At 31.1% G+C, this 26662-nt stretch carries 26 protein-coding genes; 4 read left to right on the top strand and 22 right to left on the bottom strand.

Annotated elements, in window-relative coordinates:
* Window positions 1-72 precede the first annotated feature (72 nt).
* The 8 genes from G6Z82_RS02980 to rpsO all read right to left on the bottom strand — a co-directional run bounded on the left by G6Z82_RS02980 (window position 73) and on the right by rpsO (window position 8632).
* A complete protein-coding gene (locus G6Z82_RS02980) occupies window positions 73-591 on the bottom strand; it encodes an SA1002 family membrane protein (RefSeq protein WP_006732780.1) in 519 nt (172 codons plus the stop codon).
* Window positions 592-662: 71 nt separating this feature from the next.
* Complete coding sequence (yihA, locus tag G6Z82_RS02975; protein ID WP_006730856.1) at window positions 663-1250, bottom strand: ribosome biogenesis GTP-binding protein YihA/YsxC; 588 nt, start codon at window positions 1248-1250, stop codon at window positions 663-665.
* Complete coding sequence (gene clpX / locus G6Z82_RS02970; RefSeq protein WP_164785780.1) at window positions 1240-2529, bottom strand: ATP-dependent Clp protease ATP-binding subunit ClpX; 1290 nt, start codon at window positions 2527-2529, stop codon at window positions 1240-1242. Before clpX ends, yihA begins: the two co-directional genes overlap by 11 nt.
* Window positions 2530-2636: 107 nt before the next feature.
* A complete protein-coding gene (gene tig, locus G6Z82_RS02965) occupies window positions 2637-3965 on the bottom strand; it encodes a trigger factor (protein WP_006734118.1) in 1329 nt (442 codons plus the stop codon).
* Between the two features lie 126 nt (window positions 3966-4091).
* Entirely contained in the window at window positions 4092-5282 is a 1191-nt protein-coding gene (tuf, locus tag G6Z82_RS02960; protein ID WP_006730011.1) for an elongation factor Tu, read from the bottom strand.
* Window positions 5283-5451: 169 nt separating this feature from the next.
* On the bottom strand, window positions 5452-6321 hold the full coding sequence (locus G6Z82_RS02955) for a tetratricopeptide repeat protein (protein WP_006737376.1): 870 nt from the start codon (window positions 6319-6321) through the stop codon (window positions 5452-5454).
* Complete coding sequence (locus tag G6Z82_RS02950) at window positions 6290-8176, bottom strand: ribonuclease J (RefSeq protein ID WP_164785779.1); 1887 nt, start codon at window positions 8174-8176, stop codon at window positions 6290-6292. The genes G6Z82_RS02955 and G6Z82_RS02950 overlap by 32 nt, the downstream gene beginning before the upstream one ends.
* A gap of 186 nt (window positions 8177-8362) precedes the next feature.
* Window positions 8363-8632 carry a 30S ribosomal protein S15 gene (gene rpsO / locus G6Z82_RS02945; RefSeq protein WP_006730014.1) on the bottom strand — a complete coding sequence of 90 codons (270 nt, stop codon included), beginning with the start codon at window positions 8630-8632 and terminating at the stop codon, window positions 8363-8365.
* A gap of 192 nt (window positions 8633-8824) precedes the next feature.
* Here rpsO and rpsT point away from each other — a divergent pair, with 192 nt between their 5' ends.
* Complete coding sequence (rpsT, locus tag G6Z82_RS02940) at window positions 8825-9079, top strand: 30S ribosomal protein S20 (protein WP_006730015.1); 255 nt, start codon at window positions 8825-8827, stop codon at window positions 9077-9079.
* Window positions 9080-9129: 50 nt separating this feature from the next.
* On the opposite strand, the gene holA is transcribed toward rpsT, so the two are convergent.
* From holA to typA, 9 genes are all read right to left on the bottom strand, one after another.
* A complete protein-coding gene (gene holA / locus G6Z82_RS02935; RefSeq protein WP_006730016.1) occupies window positions 9130-10116 on the bottom strand; it encodes a DNA polymerase III subunit delta in 987 nt (328 codons plus the stop codon).
* Window positions 10113-12392, bottom strand: a complete 2280-nt coding sequence (locus tag G6Z82_RS02930; protein WP_164785778.1) for a DNA internalization-related competence protein ComEC/Rec2 — start codon at window positions 12390-12392, stop codon at window positions 10113-10115. The genes holA and G6Z82_RS02930 overlap by 4 nt, the downstream gene beginning before the upstream one ends.
* Window positions 12361-12993 (bottom strand): helix-hairpin-helix domain-containing protein, encoded by a 633-nt coding sequence (locus G6Z82_RS02925; protein ID WP_006730728.1) that lies wholly within the window; start codon window positions 12991-12993, stop codon window positions 12361-12363. Before G6Z82_RS02925 ends, G6Z82_RS02930 begins: the two co-directional genes overlap by 32 nt.
* A 42-nt stretch (window positions 12994-13035) precedes the next feature.
* Window positions 13036-14067 carry a SepM family pheromone-processing serine protease gene (locus tag G6Z82_RS02920; RefSeq protein WP_009310262.1) on the bottom strand — a complete coding sequence of 344 codons (1032 nt, stop codon included), beginning with the start codon at window positions 14065-14067 and terminating at the stop codon, window positions 13036-13038.
* A 1-nt stretch (window position 14068) separates the two neighbouring features.
* Window positions 14069-14551, bottom strand: a complete 483-nt coding sequence (coaD, locus tag G6Z82_RS02915; protein ID WP_006730720.1) for a pantetheine-phosphate adenylyltransferase — start codon at window positions 14549-14551, stop codon at window positions 14069-14071.
* A 1-nt stretch (window position 14552) separates the two neighbouring features.
* Window positions 14553-15101: a 16S rRNA (guanine(966)-N(2))-methyltransferase RsmD gene (gene rsmD / locus G6Z82_RS02910; protein WP_009310260.1), complete on the bottom strand. Its 549-nt coding sequence runs from the start codon at window positions 15099-15101 to the stop codon at window positions 14553-14555.
* A 2-nt stretch (window positions 15102-15103) separates the two neighbouring features.
* Window positions 15104-15436 carry a DUF2129 domain-containing protein gene (locus G6Z82_RS02905; protein ID WP_006732886.1) on the bottom strand — a complete coding sequence of 111 codons (333 nt, stop codon included), beginning with the start codon at window positions 15434-15436 and terminating at the stop codon, window positions 15104-15106.
* Window positions 15414-16616 (bottom strand): FtsW/RodA/SpoVE family cell cycle protein, encoded by a 1203-nt coding sequence (locus G6Z82_RS02900; RefSeq protein ID WP_006736525.1) that lies wholly within the window; start codon window positions 16614-16616, stop codon window positions 15414-15416. The genes G6Z82_RS02905 and G6Z82_RS02900 overlap by 23 nt, the downstream gene beginning before the upstream one ends.
* Window positions 16617-16759: 143 nt before the next feature.
* A complete protein-coding gene (gene typA, locus G6Z82_RS02895) occupies window positions 16760-18595 on the bottom strand; it encodes a translational GTPase TypA (protein ID WP_006731691.1) in 1836 nt (611 codons plus the stop codon).
* Between the two features lie 249 nt (window positions 18596-18844).
* Between typA and def the strand changes: the two genes are divergently transcribed.
* The 3 genes from def (at window position 18845) to rnjA (ending at window position 21448) form a co-directional block, all read left to right on the top strand.
* Window positions 18845-19399, top strand: a complete 555-nt coding sequence (def, locus tag G6Z82_RS02890; RefSeq protein WP_006734105.1) for a peptide deformylase — start codon at window positions 18845-18847, stop codon at window positions 19397-19399.
* A gap of 136 nt (window positions 19400-19535) precedes the next feature.
* Entirely contained in the window at window positions 19536-19760 is a 225-nt protein-coding gene (locus tag G6Z82_RS02885; RefSeq protein WP_006730026.1) for a DNA-dependent RNA polymerase subunit epsilon, read from the top strand.
* A gap of 8 nt (window positions 19761-19768) precedes the next feature.
* Window positions 19769-21448, top strand: a complete 1680-nt coding sequence (rnjA, locus tag G6Z82_RS02880) for a ribonuclease J1 (RefSeq protein ID WP_006730027.1) — start codon at window positions 19769-19771, stop codon at window positions 21446-21448.
* 38 nt (window positions 21449-21486) lie between these two features.
* Here rnjA and recD2 read toward each other — a convergent pair whose 3' ends face one another.
* Genes recD2 through G6Z82_RS02855 form a run of 5 tightly spaced genes read right to left on the bottom strand, consistent with a single transcriptional unit; the run spans window position 21487 to window position 26647 of the window.
* A complete protein-coding gene (gene recD2, locus G6Z82_RS02875; protein WP_164785777.1) occupies window positions 21487-23829 on the bottom strand; it encodes an SF1B family DNA helicase RecD2 in 2343 nt (780 codons plus the stop codon).
* A 27-nt stretch (window positions 23830-23856) separates the two neighbouring features.
* A complete protein-coding gene (locus G6Z82_RS02870) occupies window positions 23857-24489 on the bottom strand; it encodes a tetratricopeptide repeat protein (RefSeq protein WP_006730710.1) in 633 nt (210 codons plus the stop codon).
* The gene (locus tag G6Z82_RS02865) at window positions 24489-25145 is read right to left on the bottom strand and encodes a histidine phosphatase family protein (protein ID WP_006730030.1); all 657 of its coding nucleotides are present in this window, start codon (window positions 25143-25145) and stop codon (window positions 24489-24491) included. Before G6Z82_RS02865 ends, G6Z82_RS02870 begins: the two co-directional genes overlap by 1 nt.
* Before the next feature lie 28 nt (window positions 25146-25173).
* The gene (gene mnmA, locus G6Z82_RS02860; protein WP_006736520.1) at window positions 25174-26301 is read right to left on the bottom strand and encodes a tRNA 2-thiouridine(34) synthase MnmA; all 1128 of its coding nucleotides are present in this window, start codon (window positions 26299-26301) and stop codon (window positions 25174-25176) included.
* A gap of 10 nt (window positions 26302-26311) precedes the next feature.
* Window positions 26312-26647: a hypothetical protein gene (locus G6Z82_RS02855; protein WP_006730032.1), complete on the bottom strand. Its 336-nt coding sequence runs from the start codon at window positions 26645-26647 to the stop codon at window positions 26312-26314.
* Window positions 26648-26662: the final 15 nt, after the last annotated feature.

The raw sequence follows: 26662 nt of genomic DNA, 5'->3' as shown, positions 1-26662 counted from the left end.
TCACTCCAATTTAAATTTAATTATTAATCAAACACCAATATAAGTATTATACTAAAAAATAACCTATAATCATTACAATTGATTATTATGTTTTTTCAACAAAATGACAGCAATCCAGGCAGAAATAAATGATGGTAAGATCATCACTACAAAAACGTCTGGATTTAACAAATTACCAACCTTAATGTATATGTCAATATCTTTGACTTTTTTCAAATTCTCAAAAATAACCTGATAAATAGTAACATAAATTAATGTCCACTGAATATAATATTCAATTATTGATAAGATAGTTGAATTAAGTGGAAATATCCAATTAAGCAATAGCAAATATAAATATAAAATTAGGCCAGACATGATTATCATTAATCCGAGTAAAATAAATAAATTACCAGCCTTCAATCCGTTATCAATATTGAGAAAATTATATTCTAAAAGCAAAAAAATAATAAAATTAATGGTACTACCAATTATTAAAGCTAAAAATAAAAATAGAGCCTTAAAAAAGATAAAATGATTTTTATTTCTAAATAAGGATACTAAAAATATAATAATTAAAATAGCTCCTAAAATTATATTAAATATTTTCATAAAATAAATACATCCTTTTACAATATAATAAAACGCTATCATCTGTATTATAGCAGCTGTAGCGTTTTTTACTATTTTATACTGTTTTCAATCCATTGCCAAAACTTATCAATATTAATTTTGGTTTCACTAGAAAAAGGTAGAAAAGTAACTTGACTTTGTGTTAAATCTAAAGACAAACCAATTTTTGATTTTAATTGACCAATTGCAGACTTTTTCAATTTATCAATTTTAGTAGCAACTACCAAGATTGGAATATTTAAGCATAAAGCATAATTAAACATATTAATATCATCTACTGTTGGATCATGTCTTGCATCAACTAATAAAACCAATCCTTTTAAATCTGCTCTAGTTTCTAAATAATCTTGAATCATCTCACCGAATTTTTGACGTTGTTCTTTAGATACCTTGGCATATCCATATCCTGGCACATCGACAAAATATAAATCCGTATTTACTAAATAGAAATTTAATGTTTGTGTTTTACCTGGTTGTTGTGAGGTTCTGGCCAAATTTCTCCTATTTAAAACAGCATTGATCAAACTTGATTTTCCAACATTAGAACGTCCAGAAAGTGCAATTTCAGGTAAATCATCTTGAGGATATTGCTTATCAGATACTGCACTAATTACAAACTTACTATTATTAACCTTCATCAATAAGTTCTCCCTCATCAGTTTCTAAATCGTTATTAGTTTGTCTATCATCAAATACTATAATAGGATCACTAGCTTTAGTTATAACTGATTCTGTGACAATGACTTTGGATATATTCTTCTCACTAGGGATGCCATACATAATATCCATCATTGCATTTTCCATGATTGATCTTAAGCCACGTGCTCCCATATTTTTATTTAAAGCCATTGTAGCAATTGCATTAAGAGCATCGGAAGAAAATTCTAGCTCTACTCCATCAAGACTCAACAATTTCTTATATTGCTTAACAAGAGCATTTTTGGGCTCTGTTAAAATTCTAACTAGATCATCTTCAGTTAATTTATCTAAAGTTGTAATAATAGGCACACGACCAATAAATTCAGGAATAAGACCATATTTTACTAGATCATCAGTAGTAAGATGCTTTTGCCAGTTCTCAATATCTGCAATACTATTATTCTTTGAACCAAAACCTATAGTTTTCTTTCCTAGACGATCATTAACAATATTTTGAATTCCATCGAATGCTCCGCCAACAATAAAAAGTATGTTGGTAGTATCAATTTTTATCATTTCTGCTTGAGGATGTTTTCTACCACCCTGTGGTGGCACAGAAGCAACTGTTCCTTCCAATATTTTAAGTAAAGACTGTTGCACACCCTCTCCTGATACGTCACGAGTAATCGACAAGTTTTCTGATTTTTTAGATATTTTATCTATCTCGTCGATATAAATTATTCCTCGTTGGGCTCTATTAATGTCATAATCTGCATTTTGAATCAATTTCAATAAAATATTCTCAACGTCTTCTCCGACATAACCAGCTTCAGTCAAGGTAGTAGCATCTGCTATAGCAAAAGGTACATTCAAAATACGAGCTAAAGATTGTGCCAAATATGTTTTTCCTGAACCAGTTGGACCAATTAATGCAATATTAGATTTTTGTAACTCAGTATCAGAATATGCATCTGTGTCTATTTGACTAATTCTCTTATAATGATTATATACAGCTACAGACAACACTTTTTTAGCACTATCCTGACCAACCACATAATCGTCTAAATGCTTTTTAATCTCAATTGGCTTAGGTATATCTTTGATTTCATTGACTGAATCGAGTTTTAACTCTTCATCAACCAATTTTTTTGAAATATCAATACATTCGTTACAAATGTACACATCCTGGCCGGCTATTATTTTACTAACTTGAGATTGTAATTTACCACAAAAAGAGCATCTAATCTCCTCGTTATCTCCTCGTCTATTAGTCGACATTTTTACCTCCATTACAATAATGCATACGTCTTACCTAAATATGATTATATCAAACCATGCAAACAAAAAAGACGACTAAAGAGCCGTCTCTGTATCTATAAGATTTATTACTTATCAGAATCTTCTGAAGTGGCTGTCTTAGTTGAACTCTTCTTAGCAACTTCCTTAGCGTTATCAACTACTAATTTGATTGCTTTTCTAATAGAAATATCGTGCTTTAGCATATCATCAGATAGAGTACGACGAACTACTTTTTCATCCATATTATAATCTGTTGCTAAATTCTTAATCTCTTGATTAATTTCTTCAGCTGTAACTTCAATGTTTTCTGCAGATACTATTGCTTCAAGAACTAAATTAGTCTTAACACGCTCTGGTGCATCAGTTGCTAATTGTTGACGTAATTGTTCTTCAGTAGTTCCTGTTAATTTGAAATAAGTCTTAGGATCTATACCTTGACGTTGCATACCACCTAAATATTGTTTAAGTTGATTATCAACATCTTCATTAATCATTGCTTCAGGAATCTCATCTACAGAAGCATTATTAACTGCTTCTTTTACTGCAGCTTCTTGAATAGCATCTTCAGCTGCTTCTTCCTTTTGCTTCTTTAAATCTGCTTTAATCTTTTCTTTTAATTCGTCCAAAGATTCTACAGAATCATCTATATCCTTAGCAAATTCATCGTCAATCTTAGGCAAATGTTTAGATTTAACTTCATGAATTTTAGTAGCAAAGTGTGCTTCTTTACCAGCTAAATCTTTAGCACTGTAATCTTCTGGGAAGGTAACTACTACGTCAACTTCATCACCAGCAACATGATTCAATAATTGATCTTCAAATCCTGGAATAAATGTCTTAGAACCCAATTCCAATGAATAGTTCTTAGCAGATCCACCTTCGAATTTGGTACCATCAACAGTTCCTTCGTAATCAATAGTAACTGTATCACCTTCAGCTGATTTGCCATCCTTCAATACTAATTCAGCATTTTGTTCTTGACGCTTCTTAAGTTCAGCATCAACATCCTTTACCAAAACACGCTTATTTTGTTTTGGAACTTCAACACCTTTGTAATCACCAAGCTTAACTTCTGGCTTAGTAGAAACAATTGCTTTAAAAGTCCATGCCTTACCTTTTTCCATTGATACAGGCATAATTTTAGGTTGTCCAACAACTTCAGCTTTAGATTCTGCTATAGCATTAGCATAAGCTACTGGCAAAACTGCGTTAACAGCATCTTCATATAAAGCTTCTTCACCATAAAATTGATCAAAAACAACACGAGAAACATGTCCCTTACGAAAACCAGGTACACGTAAATTCTTTTTAACACGCTTAAAAGCAATGTCTAATCCCTTACTTATCTCTTCTGTTGAAATTTCAAAAGTTAATTCACCGGTAGTTTTTCCGGTTTTTTCCCATTTTGCAGACATTAATTACTACCTCCGATGTCAAATTTGGGTTTGTCTTGCACACTCAATTATCTTACCTTAAATTGACAAAAAAAACAAATTTTAAATAAAAAAAAAGCATGTCACAAAGACATACTCCTTTTTATATTAATCAACAATGTCAGTAACCTGACCAGCACCAACAGTTCTACCACCTTCACGGATAGTGAACTTAGTACCTTTTTCAATGGCAACTGGCTTGATCAACTCTACAGTAAACTCTACGTTGTCTCCAGGCATAACCATTTCGGTTCCTTCTGGTAATTCAATCTTACCAGTAACATCAGTTGTGTGGAAATAAAATTGTGGACGATAATCTGAGAAGAATGGAGTATGACGTCCACCTTCATCCTTGTTCAAGATATAAACTTGACCCTTGAATTGTTTATGGGTTTGAATTGAACCTGGCTTAGCTAAAACTTGACCACGTTCGATTTGATCACGGTCAATACCACGAAGCAATACACCAACGTTATCTCCGGCTTCACCTAAATCAAGTGTCTTACGGAACATTTCCAATCCAGTTACAGTTGATTTTTCAACTTTATCAGTCAAACCAACAATTTCAACTTCGTCACCAATCTTAACAGTACCACGATCGATACGACCAGAAGCAACAGTACCACGACCAGTAATTGTAAATACGTCTTCTACTGGCATCAAGAATGGCTTATCAGTATCACGTACAGGTGTTGGAATGTATTCATCAACAGTATCCATCAATTTCTTGATAACTGCTTCTTGTTCAGGATCGCCTTGAAGTGCCTTCAATGCTGAACCACGAATTACAGGTACATCGTCACCAGGGTAACCGTACTCTGATAACAAGTCACGTACTTCCATTTCAACCAAGTCAATCAATTCTGGATCGTCAACAAGATCTACTTTGTTCAAGAATACAACTATATAGTTAACACCAACCTGACGAGCAAGCAAGATGTGTTCACGAGTTTGTGGCATAGGACCATCAGTTGCAGCAACAACCAAAATAGCTCCATCCATTTGTGCAGCACCAGTAATCATGTTCTTAATGTAGTCTGCGTGACCTGGAGCATCCATATGTGCATAGTGACGCTTTTCAGTTTCATACTCAACGTGAGCGGTATTGATAGTAATACCACGTTCCTTTTCTTCTGGTGCAGCATCAATACCTGCATAATCCTTAGCTTCTGCTAAACCTTCTTTTGCTAAAACAGTAGTGATAGCTGCTGTTAAAGTCGTTTTACCATGGTCAACGTGGCCGATGGTACCAATGTTTACGTGCGGCTTAGTTCTAACGTAATGTTCTTTTTCTGCCATTAAAATGACCCTCCTGTATATTTGCAAGAAGTCCGTCTACAAGTAACGGATATTTCTTTCTTTTATTATTATACTACTTTCAAAGATAAAAGCATAGCAATTACCGCTTTGAAAATATCCTTAACTGATATTATCACACAGAATTTAATTGGGCAATAGTTATATCTTATTAATTATTTTTTATTTTGTAATTGTAATTAAATCGATATAATTCTGCATAAACATCATTTAATAATTTAGTATATTCATTGATATTATCAGATTCTCCATTTATATAATCTATAAAACACCTAGCAAATTTATCTGCATCGATAATATAGAATTCTATACACGGAAAAATAACTTCACAAAAAATTGTAATTTCATTGACTAATAAATTCAATTTACTTGGATTATTTTCATAGTGATGCTTCAAGAATGAAATTAAATATTTATAAATAGAATTTTGATAAAAAATACTCGTATCGGCAGGCACAAAAGACTGCATTTGACCCAAAATTCTAATATTGATTTTTTGGCTTACTCCCAGCTTGATAAAGTCATTACACAAAGTTGCTTTAACCATAAAGTTAGTAGTGGGATCTAACAATAAACTTTTGGAAAATTCAATAAATGTTTCTTCATCTAGACTATACAATTTAATATAATCTTCTTGCGTAATTATATTAAGCTTATGAAAATCCGACATTATTTTATCTGCATCAAATCCTACAATAGGCACTATTTCAATAGCTAGAGGTTTACCCAGCAAATAGGATACCTGTTTAGCTTCAATATAAAAATGTCGTTCCTGAAGAACTTTCAAATAAAATTTAAATAGCATATCATCAGAAAAAAGATCAGATTCATCTTTTAAAAGTTTATAAGCTTCATCTGGTCTTTTTTCTTGTAAAAATATATTTCCCAATGCAATAACGCACTTTATATCATGTTGTACACTCAAGTATTGTAAATAACAATTCTTTGCACGTTCTAAATCACCTATAGTTAACGCTTTTTGTGCCAACTCAATTAATTTTTTTAGGTCTGAAACGGACATTTTTTATATCCCTTTTTATCTTAATTTTTCTATTATTAAATTTATATTTGGAAACTGCAGCTGAATTACTATATGTGCCTTTTTTAACAATCTGACTAATAACGTTTAAATTAGAATTAGCTTTAACAACTTCAATATCATCATGATCAGCAGATACATTTGCTTGACGTCTTACCATAGCACGATGTCTATTTTGATTTACTTCCATCACTATGGGTAAAACAACGGGTCTACGTCCAGTTTCCTTATATAAAAATTTCTCTAAATTAGTATGTAAATCTTGTTTTAACTCTGTCCAATCAAATTTCTTATGATTGAAATTATTACTTATAGTCGTTTTAATTACATCCGATGCTCCATCCATCACATCATGACTTTCCTTAATATAAATGAATCCTCTGGTAGAAACTAATGGTTCAGCAACGATTTTTTTCTTTTTTCTGTCAATTGTAACAGCTGCAATAAAAATACCGTCATCAGACAATATTTCTCTATCTCTCAAAACAATATTTCCAACATCACCAACACCCGAACCATCTATCATGGTATCTTCTGCAGGTACAGGATCTGTCAAATAAAACTTATCATCATCAAGTAATAAACAATCCCCATTTTTTGTAATATATATATTTTCAGGATCCATGCCAGCCTCTACAGCTAAGTTTTTATGTATTTCCAATAAGCGATACTCACCTATTACTGGAATTAGATACTTAGGTTTTAACGTATCAATAAGCATCTGTAAATCTCTACCCGTAGCATGACCACTAGTATGCTTATCATACCCTAATTGCTTAACAATACCACCCGATCTATAAATAATATCACTAGTTTGAGCAACCATAGTTTCTACAGAATGTGATGGTGTAGTAGCTATAAAAACTAGGTCTCCATTTTTTATTTTGATCATTCGATGCCTATTAGTTGCCATTTTTTGCAATGACTTCAACGGCTCGCCCATCCTACCTGTTTCTAAAATTAATATATTTTTGTCAGGTATATTTTTTAGATCTTTACCATGAATTAAGATATCTTTTGGAACATTTAAATATCCCATTTGCATGGCAGTATAAACGATTCTACCAATATCTCTACCTGTCAAAAATACCTTTCTTTCAGTAGCTGCTGCTGCTTGAAAAATCTCTTGTACACGTACAATATTAGAGGCCTTAGATGCAACGATAATCCTACCATCATGGTTTTTAAATACATTCAAAATATATTTTTCAATATCTGGTTGTTGATCATTCTGCAGAACAGATTCAGAATTGGTTGAATCACTTAATAAGGCTAATACTCCCTTACGTGAAATATCAGCTAATCGAACAAAATCCATTCTGTAGTCTTTTTTAGCAGACGGATCAAATTTAAAATCACCAGTATAAACTATTTCACCTTTTTCAGTAGAAACGTCAATTCCTAAAGAATCTGGCAATGAATGCGTTGTTTTGAAAAATGAAATAGTAACATTATTGAAATCAATCTCAGTATCTTCATCGATAACATGAAATAAATCATCATTACATTGTTTGTTTTCATGTTGTACTGCAATCTTAGCTAATTCAATTGTTAATTTAGATCCAAAAACTGGAATATCATAATCACGCAAAATATATGGCAATGCTCCAATAGCATCTGCATGACCATGCGTAAGAAAAATACCAGCTACTCTATCTCCATAATCTGCAAAAAATTGCAAATCTGGTATAACAATATCTATCCCGAGCAAAGAACTATCTGGATACTTAAGACCTGCATCAAGTACAAAAATTTCATCATCAACTTGTACACCATACATGTTCTTACCATTTTCGCGTACTCCGCCCAGCATCATTATTTTTATTTGTTGTGTCATATAATTTTCTTCCTTTTCAGATTGATAATATATTTGGATCTAATAGATCAAATTGATTATGTTCACGACCATTTTAACATATTACACAACTATTTTAAAAGATTAATGATTTTTGATTATTTATCGCAAACAAAAAAGTCCAATAACATCAATGACGATGATTATTAGACTTATATTATTCATGTATTAACGACGTAAACCTAACTTAGTAATCAAATCACGGTAACGTTGAATATCCTTACCCTTCAAATAACGAAGTAAGTTACGACGGTGACCAATCTTCTTCAACAAACCAACATATGAATGGTGATCTTGCTTGTTCAATTTTAAATGATCATTAAGATTGTTGATATCTTCAGTCAACAATGCGATTTGCACTTCTGCTGAACCTGTATCGCCTTCATGACGTGCAAATTCTTTAACTAATTGATCTTTCTTTTCCTTTGTAATTGCCATAATAAATACCTCTCAATTATAAAATGCCATTAACAACGTTGAGCGATGGCACCGCTTAACAGCGCTAATGGTTCTAACAAATATTTATGTTACTAAATTTTTTTTAGAAATGCAAGTATATTTTTTCTTGCACCATACTTAACTATTTAGTACAATTAACAAGTAAACCTATATTTAATCGAGGTGATTTTGATGCCACAAATTAAATCAGCAATTAAACGTGTAATTACTAGTGATAAGGCTAATAAGCGTAATGCATCTGACTTAAGTAAGTTAAGAACACAAGTTAGAAAGTTTAAAGAAGCTGTTGCAGCTAATGCAGATAACGTAAATGATTTGCATATTGAAGCAGCTAGAGCTCTTGATAAAGCAGCTTCTAAAGGTCTTATTTCTAAGAATAAGGCTAATCGTGATAAGTCACGTTTAACTAAGAAAGTAGCTAAATAATTTAGATGGTACTAAAAAAACAGATAATATATTGATATTATCTGTTTTTTTTATATGTTTAATAGATATACTTTTAAAAAGGATTCACCTGTATAAGTACCATTTTTATATCCATAATCTAATTTTATCGCATACTTAATACTCTGCTTTAGACGAGTAATATCTAACCTGTTGTTTAAAGCATAATATATTCTATAAGGATTGGCGTCTAATTCATCAACAATTTGATCTTTAATCCATCCTCTTTTTTGTAAAATCTTAACACACAATAAAAATTCCAACTGGCTCTCAAAAATTGCTAATAATGCAATCGGTGTCAGTCCATTATTGATTTGGTCGTCTAATCTACGATTAGCTTCAACATAATTTTTATTAAAGATAGCAGTCATAATCTCAAAAACATTTTCAGATAAAGACTGATCGATATTACTTTTAACAACTTCAGGTAATATTTCTTTACCTTCAACAATATTTTTTAATTTTAAATAATTATTTAAAGCTAGCGAAAAAACATTGTCACTTCGCTTAATTAATTCCGTAAATGCATCCCCAATAAATTTTATTTTTTCTGCAGCAGCAATAGATTTCAAAATTTTAGCCACTTCTTGAGCTTTAAAATTGGTTTCGACAACATTTACATTTTTAATTAACAACTTAACAATAGCTTTACGTTTATCAATTTTTTCATAATTAGCCACAAAAACTATCAAATCATCTAAAATAGATAAATTATCAATTAACTGCTTTAATTTTTCTAATTGTTTAGAATCCTTAACTACAAATTTAGTACTCAAAAATATTGGATTTTTAACAATAATTAGCCTTTGCAAACTAAATAATGAGGACTCACTAATTGTGGCAATTAATCCATCTATCCCAGATTCTAAAACATCAACATATATAAGATCGTAATTGCTAAATTGTTTTTGTTTAACAAAATCTGTCATTATGTAATTATTAAGTAAATCATTGGTACCATAAATTAAAAGATGGTTTTTATCTTTATTAGATTGTTTAAATAATGATATTAATGTCATAACCTACCCTTGTTGAAACATGTCTTAATTGTTTTCTTATTCCATAAATAATGTCTAAATATGATTGTACCATTATCTTGCGTATTCAAATATGGAATTTTACATTCATTTAATGTTTTCAGCGTTTCCGCATGAGGATGACCAAAACGGTTATTTCTACCAGAAGAAATAATTGCTAACTTTGGTCTTATTTGCCGTAAATACTTAGGATCAGTCGCTGTTCTACTGCCATGATGGCCTAATTTAATATAATCAGCTTTAATATTAAAGTTATTAATAATTTTGACCTCACCTGCACGATCAAGATCACCAGTAAAAATCCAATTATCACCTGATAGGTTAAACATCAAACTTAAAGAATCTTCATTCTTACCAACCGATTTTTCAAAAGGGTAAAGAATATGAAATTTAATATTTGCTTCTTGAACTAAATTACCTGCTAACAAATTAATTAACTTAGTATGTGCTACTTTTCCAGCTATCCGTCTTTTAAAAGAATTATTATCCAATAACCCATCACCTAAATATATTTTTTTAACTCTTATATAACTTAAAAGATCTCGCAAATTTCCAACATGGTCAGCATCTTGGTGAGACAAAAAAATACCATCTATTTTATTAATTCCTTGAGAATACAAAAATGGTAATAATATTTTTTCAGTTTGCGATATTCCGCTATTACCTTTCTTACCGAAATTAACTTTTCCTCCTACATCTATTAAATAACATTTGCGATTGAGAGGTGTAGTAATTAAAATGCTATCACCCTGCCCAACATCAATGAAAGCAACTTGCGAATAGAGCGGAAAATGTATCAAAATGAAAAATAGCAGATACCCTAAAGATAGCCAATAGTAGATACGTAATTTAAATAAAATCATTTTAGGTTTAATGATTAATATAAACGTTAATATCAACAAAAGTATAGTTTGCCACCAATTTATTTGTCCAAATATAATTATTCCAATTTTAGCACGTGCTACCGTTTCTATAACCTTAGTTATTGTTTGCATTATCATTTCAAATAAAAAAGATAACTTCGGGATAATAGCAAACGTAACTAAATTTATAAAAGTTATCGGCAATAAAACAAAATTAAAAATTGGTACAATAAGGAAGTTAAATATAATCGTTAGAATATTCATCTGAAAAAAATAATGCAACAAAATTGGCAAAATAGCTAGATTAACAAAAATATTTTGCATTATCATTGAATATTTTTTGGTCGCTATTATTGCAACTACCAATAAATAAGATAAAATAGCACCAACATTTAATAACAATGAAGGTTGCAAAAACAAATGAAATATAAAAACTAATGATAATATATCTAACAAACTTAAAGGTATTTTTTTACTTTTAAAAAATGAACTTAATAAAAAAGTTAAAGTCGCTCTAAAAAAGCCTGGTTGAAAAGCAGATAAAAAAAGTTCCACGAATAATATTACTGTACATAAGATAAAGCACTCTCTTTCAGTTCGTTTTATTATAGAACAAAACTTACTAATAATCATAGTATATAGACTAACATGCAGACCTGAAATACTTAATAAATGAATAACTCCTAAATTGCGATAACTATTCAAAATATCTTTATTATTAACTTTATCTGGATTTTCAGCCAAAATTAACTCATGTGAGAAAAAAGATAGTAAACGTGGCATTTTACTAAGATATTCTTTTATTTTATAACGTATCAAATAAAACAAATCATATATACTTGGTTTTCTATTTACAATTGTGAAGTGTTTTATCTGAATTTGTTGTTTTATCTCTCTACATAAGCCCCACTTTTTAAAATTAAACTGTCCTGGAACTGTATTAGGCATTAAGCTATTAATTTTACTATCATCAACTTTTATCCAAAAAGGAATACCTTTTTTAAATTTCTCAATGAATTGCTGATTAGAATTTATACTTATATATAAATTACTATTTTTATATTTTGCACAACCAAAATATAGATTTTCACTATGAGATAATTTATCTGGATACACTTTAATTGGACTATCTATCTTCTTATATTCACTTATATTTTTTCTATAAGAGCCCCATAAAAAGAAAACCAATAATATGCAAAGTATGGTTAAAAAAGCTTCTTTAAATTTAAAATAAAATACAAATAACAAATATGCTATAAAAAAAATCGAAACTAAAACTTGCCAAATATTTGTTGCCAAAAATAGTGCTATAGATTCTATAGCCAAAATCAGTGCTAATAAGAATAATTGCCCATTTTTTAAATTATAAAACGAGATGTGGTTTAAGCTTTTCAATAGTTTTTACACCTATTCCTGACACTTGTTTTAAATCATCAATAGACTTAAATCCTCCTATACGCTCACGACATTCAATAATTTGTTCAGCTCTTTTTTGACCAATACCAGATAATTTTTGTAATTCCTGTGCAGTAGCAGTATTTATATTTATTTTATCTTGCTTATCATCAGAGTTAACATTATTTGCTTCGGCAGCTGTATCAGCTACCTTCTCTGTTTTATCTGGAATATAAATCTGATCCTGATCTTTTAAAATACGTGCTCTATTAATTGCACGTAGTTGTGCATCTGATCTTAATCCACCCGCTTTTTTAATCAAGTCATTTAACCTAGAACCAGATTTCAAAGTATATACACCGCTTTTATTAATTGCACCTGAAATATCACAAGTTATAAATTTCGAACTGTGTGACGAATGCTGTTTATTATCAGAATTAGTTTTCTTTTGGTTTGCATTTTGTTGCACCAAAGGTTCATTTTCAATCATATTGTCATCTCTTACTTGAAAATAAAGAAAAATACCAAATAATATTAATCCCCCAATAACACATATCGTCTTTTTTTCATCCAAAAATTTCTTAATTTTATCAAAAAACACAATTTTCACCTCGTAACTTATATACGAAAAATTGTGTCTTTTTTATTTATTATTTTTTAAATAATTGATAGCATCCCTAAAATTATATACTGGAACAATTTTCATCTTCGTCTTTAACTTTTTAGCTGTTTTCAATGCTATTTGATAATTAGTTTGTGATTTTTTCTCACCTTGCAGGCGTTCAGCTGGTACTAAGAAAATATCTGCATTTGCACGTGCAGCAGCTATCGTTTTCTGCTTAATACAACCTATTGCACCAACATGACCATCTGCTTCGATTGTACCAGTACCGACGATTTTTTTATGCATACTTAATCTTTTATGTGTAAATACTTGATAACATGCTAATGTAAACATAAGACCTGCTGAAGGTCCACCAATGTCAGGCGTACAAATTTTCAAAGGAGTCTTCGTTATAATCTCAGTATTATCGAGCAAAGTTATCCCTATACCATGTTTTTTAAGACGTGGTATATTAATTAATTTACCATCAACCTGCTTTTCTTTTTTGTTACGCAAAATGGTTAATTTTAGTTTTTTATGTAATGGATATTTTTTCAAATATTCAATCAAAGCTGCACTCGATCGGATATTCTTTTTATTGACTTTAATAATCATATCGCCAATTTTTAACTTAGAATAAAATCGTGACTGAGGCAAAACATCCAAAACATTAACACCTTGATAACGAATTTTAAACTTCATTCCTGCTGATTTAGCTGCAATATAGATAGCGTTATTTTGACTAGATTTCATATAACATTTTTGCATTTGATCATATTGATTATCATTTGTATCGCCCATGATCTCTTTAGAATAAAATCGTGATTCATCACTACGCAATAAAGATAGCAAATAATCAATCATATTAGCTTTGCGGCCATAAACAGTTACTAAATATAAATTATGGCTTACTTTATTTTCTTTTGTAACTAAATAATCACTTACTCTGTCAACTTCTCCAGGCGATTCAATGTAATAATTGGTTGGCCAAATAAAAAATATCAATAAAATTACTAAACAAAACCCGATAATAAGAAATTTTACCTTTATATTAATTTTCTTTTTAAACATATTATTTATTCAATTTCTTCTTTAACGCTTCAGACACTATATCGGGTACAAGTTTGGTTATATCGCCACCAAAAGTTGCTGTCTCCTTAATCATAGTAGAAGAAATGAAACTATTTTCCGGTCCTGTTAACAATAATATTGTATTCAATTGTGGTGCTAAAGTTTTATTAATTGCTGCTATTTCCCTTTCATAATTAAAATCTGCATCATTACGTAAACCTCTTACAATCGTATTGGCACCCAATTTCATAGCGACATCGACAGCTAATTCTTGAGGTCTAGCTATAACTTCAACTTTTGAATTATCTTTAAAAACAGTTTTAGCTATTTCCAAACGTTCCTCTTCAGTAAATAAATATTTTTTATTAGTGTTGGTCATAATAACAAAAAACACTTTATCAAATATCGTTGTAGCAATATTAACTGTCTCTACATGACCATTTGTCAGTGGATCAAAGCTACCAGGAAATATCGCTTTTCTCATATTATTTTCTTTCATAAATTTTAAACTTAGTTCTTCCTAAATGATGACTATTTATTAAACTATAACCTTCTACATCAGGTAACTCTACATTTTCATCAGTTTCTGCTACTATCAATGCCTTTTCATTCAAAATATTTGCATCAAGCATAATTTTCATTACCTTGATTATTTTTTCTTTAGCATAGGGTGGATCTAAAAACACCAAATCAAAATGATAATTTCGAGATGCAAGAATACTGATAGCTCTTAAATCACTATTTTTAAAGATTTCAAATCTTTCTCTTTCTTTAGTCAATAAAATATTTTTTTTAATGATTTCACATGCTGCATAATTTATATCTACAAAAACTGCACTATCATATCCCCTAGAAACGGCTTCTAATCCTAAAGCACCACTACCAGCATATAAATCTAGTACACGACCTCCATTAAAAAATTGACCCATTGCGTTAAATAAAGATTCTTTTACTTTGTCACTCGTAGGACGAGTTAAATTACTTTTTAATGTAAATAGGTTTCTCCTAGCATATTTTCCAGAAATAATTCGCAAAATTAAAATTCCTCACCATTCTTCAACTTGTTTTCTGCTGTTGTTTTTAAATTATTCATTAGCTCAGTTGTATGTTCAGAAGAAAAATCTAAATCATTATATTTAGAAATTTCAACCGATTTAACAAATTTATTTTCAGTCAGCATTGTTATAATTTTTTGGGCTTTAGATTCACTTATATACATGATAGCATAATCGTTTTTTTGGGAAGCGTAGATTAGATTTCCGAATTTATATAAGAAACTTTTTTCATAGTTTTTATTAAGATACACTATGATAGCAACTCGATCACCTATTTGCTCAACTTTATTTTTATCTTGAAAAACTAACCCCATTCAGTATATCCTTTCTTGCACGCATAATTTTTTCATTTGCTTCAATATTTAAAACTACAGCTACTGCCGCAGTCAATGCCATGATAGATGATCCACCATATGATATAAAAGGTAACGTAACTCCAGTTATTGGTAACATTCCTAATACAGCACCCACATTAAAAAATGTTTCTGTAAATATAATTGTTGCAATACCAAAACATAATAATGAATTGAACTGATTTTGAGTATGTAATCCTACTTCCGTTATACGCCAAACCAAAAAGAATAAAATAGCTACAACGGCAATTCCACCAATTGATCCTAATTCCTCTGAAATAATAGACAAAATGAAGTCAGTATACGGTTCTGGCAAATATCCTCTTTTTTGCATAGAATTACCTATTCCTACGCCAAATAAACCACCATTATGAATCGCATAATAAGAGTTAACTAATTGTCCTCCTGAAGTTTTCTCTAACTCAAAAGGATGTGCAAAAGCCAATAAACGTTGAAATTGATAATATTTTGTAATAAAAGCAGGTTGAAAATGTAACAAAAGAAACACAATAGCTAATACAGCAAAAAGCAAAATCAATAACCCACCTACAGCATATTTAATGGGCATCCCTGAAACTGAATACATTATACAAACAATTAAAAACAAAATAGAAGTACCACCAAAATCAGGTTCCAATATTGTTAAAAACAACATTAACCCAACTAACATAGTCGGTTTCTTTAAATTTTCAATAATTTTACCTGGTATTAAATATCCATCTTTCTTAGATAAAACAAAAGCCAAATAAAATATTAATGCTAATTTTGCAAATTCAACTGGTTGCACATTAATCGGCCCTACTTTAATCCAACCAACAGCACCATTAATTTCTGCTTGACCATGAGATACTATTTTTAAAACGATTAGAAAAAATAACATTGCTATAGCAATAACAAGAAAAATAAAGACAAAATTTAGTCGTTTTAAAAGTTCTAATTTTATAGTAAAAAATGGTACACCCAAAGCAAAAAATGCAAGTATAAAATTAATAATTTGCTTACGCATATATACCATTGGAGAAAATCCATTAACTAACAAAATATCCGAACTGGCCGAATATATCATAACAATACCAAATAAGGATAAAAGCAAATATGGTATTAGAATGCTATAATCTAAATATTTCAGTTTCTGTCTCATGCTCGATTCTCCCTAACTCATATTTATTGTATTATATCACTTAAACATACATCATTTATATTGTAACGAATATCTTAACTCAAAAAAACACCACACAGTCAATCATTATCATGTGCGGTGTTTAATTTGTATAATATCAGATATTAATCTTTGTCACGTTTTTTATCTGCTTTTTTACGTTCATTAGTATTCAAGATTTTCTTACGTAGTCTAATACTCTGAGGTGTTACTTCACAATACTCGTCATCATTTAAGAACTCAATAGCTTCTTCCAAGGTTAATGTTTTCGGTGTCTTAATTGCTGCAGCATGATCCTTACCAGCTGCACGTGTATTTGTTAGGTTTTTACCCTTAGTTACATTAACTGCTATATCACGTTCCCTTGAGGATTGACCAACAATCATTCCTTCATAAACTTCAACTCCCGCACCAATAAATAATTGGCCACGTTCTTCAACTGATTGTAGAGAATATGTAGTTGAAGGACCTTGGTTAATAGAAACTAAAGCTCCATTTCTACGACCTGGTGCCCAATTCTTAATTACAGGACCATATTTTTCAAAAGTATGGTTAAGAATACCATATCCAGCAGTTTGTGACATAAACTCGTTGTTATATCCTATTAATCCACGAGATGGTACTAAAAATTCCAATCTGGTTTGACCATTACCAGTTGATTCCATATTTTTCATTTCTCCTTTTCTTTGAGAAATTGAATCAATTACAGAACCAACATATTGGTCAGGCGTATCAACTTGCACAGCTTCAAAAGGCTCACACATCTGTCCATCAATTTCACGATAAATAACTTTTGGACGAGACAATTGCATTTCAAACCCTTCACGACGTAATTCTTCGACAAGAATAGACAAGTGTAATTCTCCACGACCAGAAACTGTCCAAGAATTAATTTGATCGGTTGATTCAACTTTCAAAGAAACATCGGTTCTTGTCTGTTTAATCAATCTATCTTCCAACTTCTTTGGAGTAACTTGTGTACCTTCCTTGCCTGCAAATGGTGAATCATTTGCTACAAAATTCATTTGCAATGTAGGTGGATCAATATGTAATGGCGGTAAAGCTTCAGCATCCTCAGCAGACGCAATTGTTTCACCAACGAAAATATCATTAATACCAGATATCGCAATAATATCCCCTGCTTTGGCCTCTTGGATTTCATTTCTATTTAACCCAAAGTACCCAAATAATTTTGTAACACGAAAGTTTTGCTTAGTACCGTCAATTTTCATAACGGTAATATTATCTCCGACTTTTACTTTTCCTCGGTAAATTCTACCAACTCCAATTCTTCCTACATAATCATCCCAATCTAACATAGTAATTTGAAATTGTAATGATTCATCAGAATTATCAACTGGTGCTGGTATATTTTTACATATAGTTTCAAAAACAGGAGCCATAGTTTGTTCCTGCTTAGCTGGATCATCTTCATACGAAGATGTACCATTAAGGGCACTAGCATATACAACTGGAAATTCTAGTTGATCATCAGATGCACCTAATTCGATAAACAACTCTAATACTTCATCTAGCACTTCAGCTGGACGTGCACCAGGTCTATCAATCTTGTTAATAACAACAATAGGTTTTACGCCGGCTTCCAAAGCTTTTTTCAAAACAAAACGCGTTTGTGGCATAGTTCCTTCATAAGCATCAACTAATAGCAATGCACCATCAACCATATGCATAATACGTTCAACTTCTCCACCAAAGTCAGCGTGTCCAGGTGTGTCTAAAATATTAATTGTTGTATTTTTGTACTTAACAGCTGTATTCTTGGACAAAATAGTTATACCACGCTCACGCTCTATAGCATTGGAATCCATAGCTCTATCTGCTATTTGAATATGCTCCGGTAAAGTATCTGATTGCTTTAATAATTGATTAACCAATGTCGTCTTACCATGGTCAACATGGGCTATAATAGCAATATTTCTAATGTCGTCTCTTCTTTGCAAAAGATATTCCTCCCTAAAACTAACGAAAAAGCCGTGACTCCAGTCACAGCTAATAAAAATCATGCATTTCGATGAAGCTTTACATTAACTATAGTTACGTTATGGTATTTTAAACAAAAATTTAGCAAACGTCAATATAAAATGAGCATTTACCACATAAAAATATTTTATTTATATTGCAACAGGGTTGTTGTATAATAATCATCTGATATACATATTTATTAAAATTTTTAAAAGGAGATTTTTTCATTGATACTCATGCACGATATTGTACGTGATGGCAATCATGTACTTAGACAAGTTGGTAAAGAGCTAACCTTTCCATTAAATGATAAGTATAAAAAACTAGCTGAAGATATGATGCAATATCTAATAAATTCTCAAGATCCCAAAATTGCTGAAAAGCATCAATTGAGAGCTGGTGTAGGATTAGCTGCACCACAAGTAGGTGAAAGTGTCCAAATGGCTGCCCTACTAGTTCCCGATGACCAAGGCAATATTATCTTCAAAGAAACTTTTGTTAATCCAAAAATTATTTCAGAATCAGTTAGACGTACCTGCCTATCTGAAGGAGAAGGTTGCTTAAGCGTAGATAAAGATATTCAAGGCTATGTACCTCGAGCATACAAATTAAAAATAAAATATCAGACAGTAGATGGCGAGCAAAAGCAAATATCTCTCAAAGGATATCCCGCAATCGTTGCTTCACATGAAATTGATCATTTAAATGGTCATTTATTCTACGATCGTATTGACAAGAAAAATCCGTTTTCATTAGATGAAGACACTGTTGTAATTTCTTAAACAAAGAGCTGCTTGAGGCAGCTCTTTGTTTAAGCTTAATTTGTATACTTATTTATACATTTATGATAAAATTTTGTTAGCTGTTGGTTTTATCCAACATTTAGACGTTTATTAAAATTAAAAAGGAGATTACATAATGATCTACAAAGTTTTATATCAAAAAGACCAGATTGTTAATCCAAGAAGAGAAACAACACAAACTTTATATTTAAAAGCAGATAATTTAGTTGAAGCTCGCAAATTGGTTGAAGACAACACCCCCTACAACATTGAGTTTATCCAAGAATTAACGGGCAATTCCCTTGCTTATGAAAAGCAAAGTCCGGATTTTAAGCTTTCAACTTTTCCATCAAATAATTAATTAAAATCTTGAAATTAAAAAATGATGAAGTAGGCATTTTCGCCATAGGGGGATTAGGCGAAATTGGTCGAAACATGTATTGTGTACAATACCAAGATGAAATTATCATAATGGATTGCGGAATCAAATTCCCTGAAGATGGTGAAATGGGAATTAACTATATCATTTCTGACTATTCATATTTGATTAAAAACAGAGAAAAAATAAAAGCCTTAGTGGTTACACATGGACACGAAGATCATATTGGTGGGATTCCATTTTTACTCAAAAAAATACCAGAAATACCTGTATATGCCACTCCTTTCGCACTTGCATTAATAAGGGGTAAATTGGATGAACATGGTATTTTAAAAAATAGTGTGCTACATGAAGAATACGAAGATACAGTTCTACAATTTTCAAAATTGTCTGTAACCTTTTTCAGAACAACACACTCTATTCCTGATACATTAGGAATTGCTGTTCATACACCACAAGGTACTGTTATCTTCACTGGCGATTTTAAATTTGACCTTACACCAGTAATGGATCAACCAGCACCGGATTTTCAAAAAATGGCTAAACTAGGAGAAGAAGGCGTACTTGCCTTACTTTCTGATTCAACCAATGCAGAAGTAGCTACATTCACAAAATCTGAACGATTTGTTGCAAAATCCCTGCATAATATTATAACGGGTATTAAAGGACGTATTATTTTCGCTACTTTTGCTTCAAATCTGTATCGTGTATCTACTGCGATTAAAGCTGCTGTAGCTACCGGACGCAAAGTGGCTATATTTGGTCGTTCTATGGAGAATGGTATTCAAAATGGTATAGATTTGGGTTATCTTGATATACCTGAAGGTACAATTGTTGAAGCATCTGAAATTAATAAATTACCTCCTGAGAAGGCTATGATATTATGTACAGGTTCGCAAGGTGAACCCTTAGCAGCACTTTCTAGAATTGCCGACGGTTCACATAGACAGATTAGTATTAAACCAGGCGATACTGTTATCTTTTCTTCAAATCCAATACCAGGAAATACCACTAGTGTTAACCATTTGATTAACAAATTATATGAAGCTGGTGCTGATGTTGTGCACGGAAAAATACACAATGTTCATACTTCTGGACATGGTGGTCAAGAAGAACAAAAAATGATGATCGAGCTAACTAAGCCTGAGTACTTCATCCCTGTACATGGTGAATATCGTATGCAAGTAATACATACAGAAACTGCCCAAGCTACAGGAATGGCTAAGGATCATACTTTTGTACTTGAAAATGGTGATGTACTAGCGTTAACAAAGACTAGTTCTAGAATAGCTGGAAAAATACAAATACCAGATGTTTTCGTTGATACTTCTAGCACATCTGAAGTTGGTGACATAGTAGTTCATGACCGTAAAATACTTGCAGAAGAAGGCTTAGTGGTAGTGGTCGCTACGATTGATTATCAGCATCAACGAGTTCTTGCAGGTCCTGATATTTTAAGTCGTGGTTTCGTTTATATGCGTGAATCAACTGACTTAATTACCGCTGCACAAAAGCATATATATCACCTACTAAGAGTAGAAATGGCCAAAGAAACTAAATCTGATGAGCGTGAGTTAAAAAAGAATATTATTGAAACTTTACAAGATTTTCTATATTCCAGAACAGAACGTCGTCCTATGATTTTACCTATGATTATTGAAAAGAAGTAATAAAAAAGCAATTGCAAAATAACTCGCAGTTGCTTTTTTTATATATCACTCAATCGAACATCTTCCATACCAATCATTGGATCAATTTTATTAGAATATATCAAATCAGGCGTTAAAATATAATTTTCAGAATGATTATCAGCATTATCAATCTCATTTTCTTGTAACTCAATATCATTTTTATTGAATATACACTGAATTTTACTACACAAATCAGTTTGTCGATCATTGCCTTCAGTTTTTAATGCCATTTGATATGCTTGTTCTTCACCAATCATAACCAAATTTTGTTGAGCACGGGTAATCGCAGTATACAATAAATTCTTCTTTAACATAATATAATTTTGCATCGTTAATGCTAAGATAACCAGTGGAAACTCAGAACCTTGTGATTTATGAATAGTAATAGCATATGCTCTTGTTAAATCTGATAAATCATTAGATGTAAGCATTACTTCGCGATCATCGAATCTAACAATCAATTTGGCCGATTTTTGTGAATCATCAATACCAACTACTTTACCGATTTGCCCATTATAAATTTCTTTTTCAGGATTATTTTGTAATTGTAAGACACGATCACCTATTCTAAAAATTTCATTATGCACTTCTACTTTTTTGGAATCAATCTTAGCAGGATTCATTATATTCTGTAACAAATCATTTAAGCTATTTATACCACTTACACCATTATACATAGCTGTCAAAACTTGAATATCATCAGCACAAAAGCCCTTTTCTAATGCAATATCAACTATCTTTTCTATAGCATCAGCAATACTATTAGGATTGCAAGATATAAAGGAATAATTAGGCGTTTTAGTAAATATATTTGCTTGAGCATTATTCTGATTAATCTTATGTGCAAGATCGACAATATATGAATCATCACTCTGTCGATGTATCATACTTAATTTTGTTGTAGGAAAAGCACTAGAATCTATCAGATCACTAAAAATGTTTCCAGGCCCTACTGAAGGTAATTGATCTTTATCACCAACAAATACAATATGTTTTAGTTGAAAAATGGAACTAACTAAATTCTTAAATAAAAACATATCAACCATAGACATTTCATCTACAATTAAAATTTCTCCATTTAGTTCATTCATATTTTCTTGATTTAAATCAGATATGCCTAATCCTAATAAGCGATGTATAGTTTTAGCATCTATACCTGTTAATTCGGACATTCTTTTTGCAGCTCTACCAGTTGGAGCTGCTAATAAAAAAGGAGGATCATCAGTATAAAGGACATCATTTGGAATTTTTTCAATTTCCTGCAAAGTAGCTAAAATACCTCTAATAATAGTTGTTTTTCCCGTACCAGGTCCACCAGTCAGAATAGAAATTGAATTATTCAATGCTGTTTTTATAGCCTTTTTCTGCGTATCATCGTAACTTATATCAAACTTTTGTTCAACGTGCTTAATAGCAGAATTTAAGTCGTCATCTAGATATGGTATATCCCTTTTATTGCTATCACTAATTCTTTTTAAATCATTAGCAATATCTTTTTCTATCGTATACATATTTGTTAAAGATACTTTATCATCAAATATGACTACTTTGTTATCTTTTTTTAAATTATTGACTTCATTAGCTAGCAGATCGAAATCATCTATATAAAGCAATTTACTAGTATTTTCTAGCCACTTATCCATCAAAAGATATGTATTTCCATCTTTTAGAGCCGAATCTAATAATACCTGCATAAGTGCACCCTTTAGACGCCTGCTATCATCCGCTTTAAAGCCTAATTTATTTGCAATACTGTCTGCAATTTTAAAACCATAGCCACGTGTTTCAGCAATTAAAGCATATGGATCTTCTTCTATCTTGGATAATGTCTCACCTTTATATTTATTATACAAATCAGTAATAATACTTTTATTAATCCCATATTGCACCGCTTGAGTTAATATCTCACCCAATTGATCCATATGCAAAATTCCATTTAACAAGCTTTGACGTTGCTTATCTGTTAATTTTAGATCTTCTACAACCTTGTTATTATCTTTAATTTTGGTAAAAAGATCTTCCCCCAATTGTGAAACTATTTTTTCAGCTGTTTTTTTTCCTATTCCTGCAAATTTATCTGAAGCTAAATAATCTACAATCGCATTATATTCCGCAGGCATTATGGCTTGATAACTTTTAGCCTTAAATTGCATACCAAATTTTGAATGCTCAATTATTTCACCTACAAACTTATATCGAATTGACAGATCCATCTCTCCGAAATTACCCATAACTCTAATAGAATCATGATCATATCCAGCTATTTTTCGAATTATATGAACATCCAATATTTTAAACAATTCTTCATTGTTTTCATAAATAATTCCCTCTACCATTCCTATTAACTGTAATTCTGCCATATTAACTCCTAAGAAATATATTAAATCTTATTTTTTAATCATATTAACAATCGAATTATATTGTTTCTTAGCTGAATAAAAATATTTTTCATCCTGCTTTTTCGAACGTTCAAAATATTTTTCTGCTTCAGCTCTATCTTCAGGAAAGTAGGTAACACCCAATAAAAAATTAATCTTAGCCGATCGTATCGAGGCCTCTATCTTTTTATACTCTAATCTTGCTTCGACTAACTTACCCTGACTTAACCAGCAATCTCCTATTAATTCATATGTACGCATACTAGGTTTTTTAATAGTAATAGCATACGCCAAAGCTTTAGCATACTGACCACTTTTTATTGCAACTAGGGCTTTTTGATAAAGAGTCGCATCATTATTAGGCATGCTATCTAAAATTTTACCAGCAGCTTGATAATCCCCTAGCATATAAAAGCAAATGGCAATATTGTAGTCCAGCGACGAGGTATCATCATTAGTACATGCTTTAGCCTTTTGCAACAATTCCAAAGCCTGTTCTGGAGAATTATTTTCTATCAAATATGTAGATAATTCTAAATAATTATTTACATCACTCGGAGCTGCATCTATTTTACAAATCAACGAATGAATGTACGCTTCTTGCTTATTTGATGGTAATACTTTTCTTATTTTCTTATTCATTATATTGAATCTCTACTAGTAATTTTTCTTCCTAAATAAGATGTCTCATTCCATCTTAATTCATTAAAATTAATACTATCTTTAGTTTCTAAAATAGTTAAACTAGTATTAATTAAACCTCCACGCTTACGCAAATCAGCTAATCGATAACCTTCCAAACTTCTAATCAATGCACATAAAGCAGCACCATGACTTACTAAAAGAACCTTATCATTATTGCCACTATACTTAGAAGTTATTTCGTCAATCAACAGTTTTCCTCGCTTAATCATATGACTAAAACTCTCACCATGAAATTTACGAGGATCATACAAGTCAGGTTCATATCTAAATGCCTTAATTTGATCAGGATATAATCTCTCAGCTTCGGAAAATTTCATTCCCTCCAATTCTCCCAAATCAAATTCACGCAATCGATTATCTGCAATCACAGGAACATCTATATTCATATTTTCTTTAATCTTTAATGCGGTTTGCAATGCACGCTCCAAAGGACTAGCATAAAAAGCTACAAATTTCGTATCCTTTAAAAAAAGAGATAACCGTTTAATATCTTCATAACTTTCGGGTAACAAAGGAGAATTACCATGGCATCCCTGATACCTACCCTCTAAATTCCATTCTGTTTTACCATGTCTGACAAAATATAATTGCATACCTATTCCTCGATAACTAAAAATAACCTTATATTAATTGCAATTGATGATTACCTCTATATGCCTTATCAATGATAGCACCACCTAAACATTCTTCGCCATCATAAAAGACTATTGCTTGACCAGGAGTCACTGCTCTTGCCAATTCATCAAATTCAACATGAACAGTATTATTAGCCTTATTATAATTCATTGTAACTGCAACATCTGGTTGTCTATATCTGAATTTTGCAGTGCAATGAATCGTAGTATCATTAGAAGGCAAACCAGTAAAAAATGAGACTTCACTGGCATCTAAACTAGATGCATATAATAAGTCACTATCATATCCTTGTTCTACAATCAATTCGTTTTTTTGTAAATTCTTGCCCACAACAAACCATGGTGCACATGAACTTTGATTCCCGCCTAATCCTAAGCCAGAACGTTGCCCAATAGTATAATACATAAGACCACTATGTTTACCAACAATACGACCGTCTGAAGTTACAATATTACCGCCCATAGCTGGTAAAAATTCACTGAGGAAGTTTTTGAAATTTCTTTCGCCAATAAAACAAATACCTGTAGAATCTTTCTTTTTGGCTGTAGCTAAGCCAGCTTGTTCTGCTATCATTCTAACTTGCGGTTTACTTAAATCAGCTAAAGGGAAAATTGCCTTTTTCAATTGCTCCTGAGTTACCTGACTTAAAAAATATGTTTGATCTTTATTACCATCTTTTGGTCTCATCATATGGACTACACCATTTTTATCAGTAACAGTTTTCGCATAGTGACCCATGGCAATATAATCGGCATCTAATTTCATTGCAAAATCTAAAAAAGATTTAAATTTTATCTCCTTATTGCACATAATATCTGGATTAGGGGTACGTCCTCTTTTATATTCACTTAAAAAATATTCAAATACCTTATTCCAATATTCCTTTTCAAAATTAATAGAATAATATGGTATCCCTATCTTATCCGCAACTCGTTTAACATCTTCAAAATCCTCTGTAGCAGTACAAACACCAGAATCATCAGTATCGTCCCAATTTTTCATGAAGACACCTACTACATCATACCCTTGTTCTTTTAATAAAAGTGCAGATACTGATGAATCAACTCCACCACTCATACCAACAACGACTCTAATATGACTGTTATCTGTCATTATGTTCCCCTTAATTTTCTACTATAATTTCTTTTTCTTCCAAATCTTTCAAAACAAATTGTAGTAATTCGACCATAGATACCAACTGCTTGTTTTTAAAAATATTTACTTTAGTTAACCCATTTATATCTGTTACTACCATAGTTAAATGATTTAACTCTTTATTAATAGTCATTTTCAATTTAGCAGTAGCATTATATGGAGAATCTTTATATAAAGGGTGCTCATAGGTATAATTACCATTCACTGTTTTTTTAAATCCTGCATCAATTAATGCATATATCTTGATATTTGAACTTAATGTATATTCTTTATTGCTACCATTAATTTTCACTGTATTAGACATAGTATCTCCTTACTT

Origin of the sequence: Lactobacillus iners (assembly GCF_011058775.1) — a bacterium.
GTDB classification, from domain to species: Bacteria; Bacillota; Bacilli; order Lactobacillales; family Lactobacillaceae; genus Lactobacillus; species Lactobacillus iners.
The sequence above is the reverse complement of the archived record's forward strand: the minus strand, read 5'-3'. Positions and strand labels throughout refer to the sequence as shown.